We start from the raw sequence: 6130 nt of genomic DNA on the forward strand, positions 1-6130 counted from the left end.
CAGCGGTCATTTTTTTTGTGCATCATCCATTAGTCTGATGATGTCGTTATAGTTGTAGAAGATGAGGCCACGGATCTTTTTAAAGGGCAGGGTGCCGTTGATGCGCATGTTTTGCAGGGTGCCTGCAGAGATGCCGAGCATATCACGGACCTGGTATGATCTCAGCCATTTGCCGGGTTTTGTGGAGGAGGCGTTGATAAGATCCCGTAGTTCCTGGAATAGTTCCTCCTTAAATGCGGCGAGATCTTCACGGGTTAATGGTGTAGCTGCCATAAGGTTAATTTTGTCAGATGACAGCAAAGGAAGAATTATTATCAATACGAGAACAGTCACAGGGGGGTAGCGGTACCCCTTTAACTATTTGATTGATAATGAAATATTTTTTAAAAAAAGTTTTTAGAATGAGTAATTCCGGTGCAATGTGGTGCATGGACTGGTCTATATAAAACCTTAATGTATACAGATTCCGGCTTTATTGCTTGCCGGTAGGGCTCATTTATATGGGGAGAGGTATACAGCGGAGGATCGGAAGGCAATAGGCAAGCTTACTTGCAACTAGCAGGGGCGGTTAATTAATTTCCTGAGAATTTCGCGTACGGCTTTGGATACGCCTGCGTTGTCTTTATAGAAGTGGCTGCGCAGACTTCCGGAGGAGACGTTATCCTGTTTTGTTGTTGTAAAAAAGTTGGAAAAGAAATCCAGCAGCTCTGTTTTATTCTGGTTTAGGTACAGGCCGCCGTCGACGAAGAGCCTAAGGGTATTTGCCAGTTGTGGAACGGACAGGGCTGTGACGACTTTATAGTCTTTCCACTGGTAAAATTTATCCGGGACAGGTATACTATGGGACTGGCTTTCTTTTTCTTTGTAGTAATTGATTTCATCGGAAAGCCAGGATAGTTGTTGCTTTTGTAGGGACGGATTTGCTTTGTTGAGGACGAGGGCGGGCTTTATAACAGTCTGGCGTATCTCCTTTTTCATATATATCAGCCAGTCTCCCTTATCTCTTGTTGTTGGCTGCGCGTTGATTTCACTTTTGGCGGATGCTATCCAATATTTGAAGTAGGGAGTGCTGTTGAAGTTGAGATGGTGTAAGACGTCTTGTAGCTCATGTGTAGGGTCCGTATTGGGTTTGAGGTCCTTTAGTAGCAGCAGCAACGCTGTTTTGAGCTCTTTGAGATAAGAAAGCTGGTAGCAGGTGATGGAATGAGCGATGTGACTGGCGTCAAAGAATTCCCGGAAGGGTAGCAGTACAACGGACAAAAGCTTTTCATTGACGGTGTACTCTTTTAATTTTTCTTCCACCAGAGACAGCTCCGCAGCAAGTGTAACCTGATTTGAAAGCAGGCAGCCGGCGTGTATTTTACAACCTGCATCCATATAACCGGCGTACTCGCGTTCCAAAAACGATAACAGTTCAGCAAGATCGGTGTAGATGAATTTAAAAAGATTTTCCCATGTAGGCTCTATTGAAGGCTGGTTCAAGCTGAGTATATCATCTTTGGTAAGGTCATCGGCTATTTGTTCCATGAATGATATCAGTTGTTGCTGTTGTTGCCGGATATACCATGTTGCCTGTTCTTTGTTATTGAAATCATACCGGCTTTCACTGAATGATTGCAGTAGCTGTTTCTTCTGATAGGCAACATCATTGATGCCGGAGAGAAATAAATTTGCATCCGGTTGTTCGTACACCCGGTGCGCTTGCTTAAGATCAAGTATGATCTTTTTTAAGAAAGATAGCTTGGATTCTTGCATAGTCAAGTGAATTTTAAATTTTAATTAACATGTATTTGTAGGCAAAAAAATTGGGTTAGTTCTGTTAACAAAACTATTTGCATGACAATTATAGGACTGGTATAAGAAGTTGCAATAAATGATTTTAGATTGGTTTATCGCGTTAATACGCTGTTAATAAGGGGTTTCATGATAAGATACGAAAGAATGAATGTTCAAAGGGAAACGGGTTATATTCAATGTTATAACCGCGTGAACAATACCCCGGATTGAGTGGGCCCATCTTTTTGTTATTGAAGCCATCGTTGAGGATAATCCCCGGATGCATCTATAGAATGATATTATTTTCATGATACTGAAATAGTATCTGTATTGACTAATATTAAATTGCGGCGAATAATTGATACAGCTGCTTGTGTGGTAATGTAATGCTGCCTTCTATCAAATGTGAAGAATATGCCCTGATGCTATTGTTTGTATAAAATAACCATCATGAACACCTTGTTTTTTTCCGTGGCATTCAGATTGGGTTGCTTAACAGTTATGCTTTTACTAGTCATCCAATCTTCCGTAGTATTTGCACAGAATAGAATCTATGCAAATACAGAAACCCATCAGGTAATACCTCTTTGTATTGGTTGTGATATCCGGAACCCATCGGGAAGCCTGGGCAGTAATGAGAATGATTATGCGACATTGATAATCGGCGCCAGTGTCCTTGGCGGGTCTGTGAGACAGACACTTATTTTCCCACAACCGCAAATGGATTACTGGTCCAATGTAGTAATCAGCTTTGGGAAGGCACGTGGATTATCGCTCAGGCTATTGGGAAGTATTTACGTTAAAACTTATATGGGGAGTACAGATAACAATGACGAGCATTTGATAGATAGCACAGGTATTGAGTTTCTGCCTGATTCTACCCGGGCTACTTATTCTTTTCAACCCCAGAAGAAGTATGATCGTGTAGAAATTACATTAAATGGCGGTTTGCTGGGGCTTAGTGACAGCATCCGGTTATACTATGCCTATAACAAACTGGCGCCAATAAGTGAATGTGCATCTCTGCCACGTAATCCCATGGCCTATTATCCATTGGACGGAAATACTAATGATTATGGACCCAATAAATACAATGGGCATGGAAATGTAACCGCGTTTAGCCCTGAGGCCGTTTGTAATACTGCAATTGAAGCATTTCCCAGGAAAGATCAGTCATTTACTATTGACAGTTTGCCCGGAATCCAGCGTGCATTTACGATTTCATTCTGGGTTAAGAAACTGGATAATATTGGTGAAACTCAATTTTCCTTTGAAACCAGGAATATCGGTATTCATTCTGATTTTGCAAATGAGCTGTCTTTTTCTGTTTATACTAAATCACTGGGTGCGCTGTTTGTTCAAATGAGATTATCCTTTGATGAATACACCCACATTGTTGTGACAAAAGATAATAACAACCTGAAGCTCTTCTCAAGTGGACATGTAGTTGGTGCTTATCATTCAAATACGGAAATAAAAATTGATCCGACCTCCTATAATTGGCTAATCTCTACTGGTGGTTACTTTCTTGATGAGGTCATTTTTTACAATCGTACGTTAACTGATCAGGAAGTTGCAAACTTATACAATTCGTATAGGTTAAATAAGGTACGGATTTCAGCGGGAAATAAGCGAATGGGTACTATTCAACTATCCAATAGGTTAACTGAGAACCTTTTGCCATTACAATTTTTCCCAAATCCCACCGCTGGTTTTATTCGTATTGGCCCTGAAATAAATCCGGCGGGTGGTAGTGTGAGTATAATTGATATGGCTGGGAAAGAGGTGAGCCGGTCGATATTACAATCCTCTATATTAAAAATACCAGATATGCTACCGGATGGAACTTACTTAATATACTTGCAGACAAAGGATGGTAGAAGGTTTACGGGAAAAGTTGTTGTTAACCGACGTATATAAAATTGAAAAATTGCACCAGGTGTAAGGTTATTGCATGCTTGCAGGGGAAGGACGTTGAGTTTAATGTTATGGCCTGGTGAACAATACCACGAGTTGAATGGTTATACTGGTGATATTTTCTATTCCTTAACCCTCCTTTAGTAATCATATGGGTAAATTTCATGTTAAAACTGCAAAAGATGAACAAACCTATTTTGTTCTGAAAGCGAATAATGGCGAGACAATCTTAAACAGCGAGATGTATAAGACCAGACAAGGTTGTGATAATGGCATTGCGTCTGTTAAAGCTAATGCTTCTGACATCGGCAATTATGAGAAGCTTACCGCAAAGAATGGGAAGTATTATTTCAATCTGAAGGCCGCTAACCACCAGGTGATTGGAACAAGTGAGCTGTATGAAACAACATCGGGGAGAGATGGCGGTATTGAGTCGGTGAGGAGTAATGCACCTAATGCGGAAGTTGTTGAAGATTGACGCTTCTTTGCGAATCAACTGAATGAACCATAAGCCGGGGTGTTGCTCCGGCTTATTTACGAACATCCTCCCTTATTTTAAAAAACGTTATTTTATTATTAAATGATAACGACTATGAAAACAAGATCAAATCAACTTGAACTGAGCCAATATGGCCTCACTGATATGAGTATACAGGAAATGAAAGCCACTAACGGTGGATCTTTCATCAAGGACTATTATCCGATTTTACGATTTCTATTTGATCTTTATTTTACTTTAGTAGATGCAATTTTCGAATTATTGAATGCTTTCCAACCACGGGGGAGATTATGAACAACATATATGTGAAGCTATTGTAGACAAGTTCCAGAAGATTTTCCTGCCAATGAGTAATTAACGGTGCTTCCAACAGGAGTTACTAGTGGAAGTTTTCGGCTTCAATTAATTTCAAAAAACGGTGGTTGTTTGAAACCAGTTTTTGTGTTCTGTCAGGAAAAGCCCTAACTCTATTTTCACACATGTCGGTTCAAATTGTGGCTTTTACACTTTGTGATGGTTGCTCTTGATCTCGCATTTGGAATATAGATAGAGAATACTTTACCCTACACATGGAGGATAAAAGTTGCTTCAGAAGGCCAACCTATTCTGAAGAATCATTGATTTAGGAAGTTTAATGTTTTGAAACTTACAAGCCAATAATATTCCTCCTACAGCTTTCCTCAATTTTTGGAAGAGAGCTGTAATGAGATGAAATTCTGAAAAGACGCTAACTGACGGTGGCCCTGTTTTAGCAGTTGCCCACACAAGTTCCAACCAGCAGCCATGTTAAACAAAAGCAACCACTACAGCAGGTGTTAATAAAAGCAAAACCAAAGCAAACCTCCTTAGCATGCCCGCAAGTATCTCCTTGGTAAGAGGATAGACCTCCATTGACATTTTTCATTTCATTTCTTGTAAGGCTCTTGCCCAAATGGATAGGACTTTTCATCTTGACAAGATTTAAAATAATTGACAGGCCTTACCATATTGTTAACTTCAGGAGGAGATTGTAGGCCTTAACCTCTTTTGAAGTGTAAATCATGCCATGATTGCAAGTTAAGCTACACTACTGCCATTGATTAGCAAGAAAATGGATTTTCAGCCATCTTTCTTCATACCTGCTGAAATTATATGACACCTTATGAAACTATATGAGAGGATTGGAAGTGGTGCTTCTTTACACTCCTGGGATTTGCGGCCGATCTCTTTATGTCATTTGAGATAATTTTTGAAACTTCCCGCTATAGCGTACCTAAATAGCATCTACATGCTGTCTTTGCCAATAATTAAGTTTTGTAAGTTGCTGTGGCCCGGTTTCATTTTCTGACACTATCCTGCTCACTAATACAAGTCTTTAGTATCTCTGATAATAGGAGCACGATTCCTCATAATGAATACCGTCTTGCCTGCATCATACTTAATATAATCAATTCGAAATTTTCTATCTGTGAACACTCGCTTATGATTCGTGTCATAGAAGGTAACTTTTTTAGTGGGCTCGAGAAATGTATTAATTTTCTTCCTGATTGCCCTTTTGCTCTTTAGGGTAAAAGGGCAATCGGTTATTCTTCGTAGTGAAGCAAAGTAAATTAATATCAGTTTACCGCTTACGTAGGAGTAGAATAATGGGAATACACTATCATCCGCATCTTCTTTAATATCGCGCATTCTAGGTTCGATTTCGTATTTTAGCAATGTATCTCTATTGTGTGGCTCTGATATATATACGGCTATATAGCCTAATTTCCTTTTGAAGAAATTAGTTGAATCAGTGCTTTGCTCTTCTGAGTTTACTACCTGGTGAATTACGTCAATCATCACACTGTCTTTCAGTGTAATTTCCTGTATGTTAATCCGGCATTTTGACTGCCCCAGCGCCATTACTGTACTTAAAAGAAATACAATTAATCAGTATTGTCCGACTAAAATAAGTGAATA

At 39.6% G+C, this 6130-nt stretch carries 4 protein-coding genes; 2 read left to right on the forward strand and 2 right to left on the reverse strand.

Annotated elements, in window-relative coordinates; all coding sequences use genetic code 11:
- Positions 1-6: 6 nt before the first annotated feature.
- The gene (locus VM802_RS30420; RefSeq protein WP_325537980.1) at positions 7-273 is read right to left on the reverse strand and encodes a helix-turn-helix domain-containing protein; all 267 of its coding nucleotides are present in this window, start codon (positions 271-273) and stop codon (positions 7-9) included.
- 282 nt (positions 274-555) lie between these two features.
- Complete coding sequence (locus VM802_RS30425) at positions 556-1755, reverse strand: hypothetical protein (RefSeq protein WP_325537982.1); 1200 nt, start codon at positions 1753-1755, stop codon at positions 556-558.
- 471 nt (positions 1756-2226) lie between these two features.
- Here VM802_RS30425 and VM802_RS30430 point away from each other — a divergent pair, with 471 nt between their 5' ends.
- A complete protein-coding gene (locus VM802_RS30430; RefSeq protein ID WP_325537984.1) occupies positions 2227-3696 on the forward strand; it encodes a LamG-like jellyroll fold domain-containing protein in 1470 nt (489 codons plus the stop codon).
- Positions 3697-3844: 148 nt separating this feature from the next.
- Positions 3845-4171, forward strand: a complete 327-nt coding sequence (locus tag VM802_RS30435; RefSeq protein WP_325537986.1) for a YegP family protein — start codon at positions 3845-3847, stop codon at positions 4169-4171.
- Positions 4172-6130 lie beyond the last annotated feature (1959 nt).

This window comes from Chitinophaga sp., from assembly GCF_035538455.1.
Taxonomy (GTDB): Bacteria; Bacteroidota; Bacteroidia; order Chitinophagales; family Chitinophagaceae; genus Chitinophaga.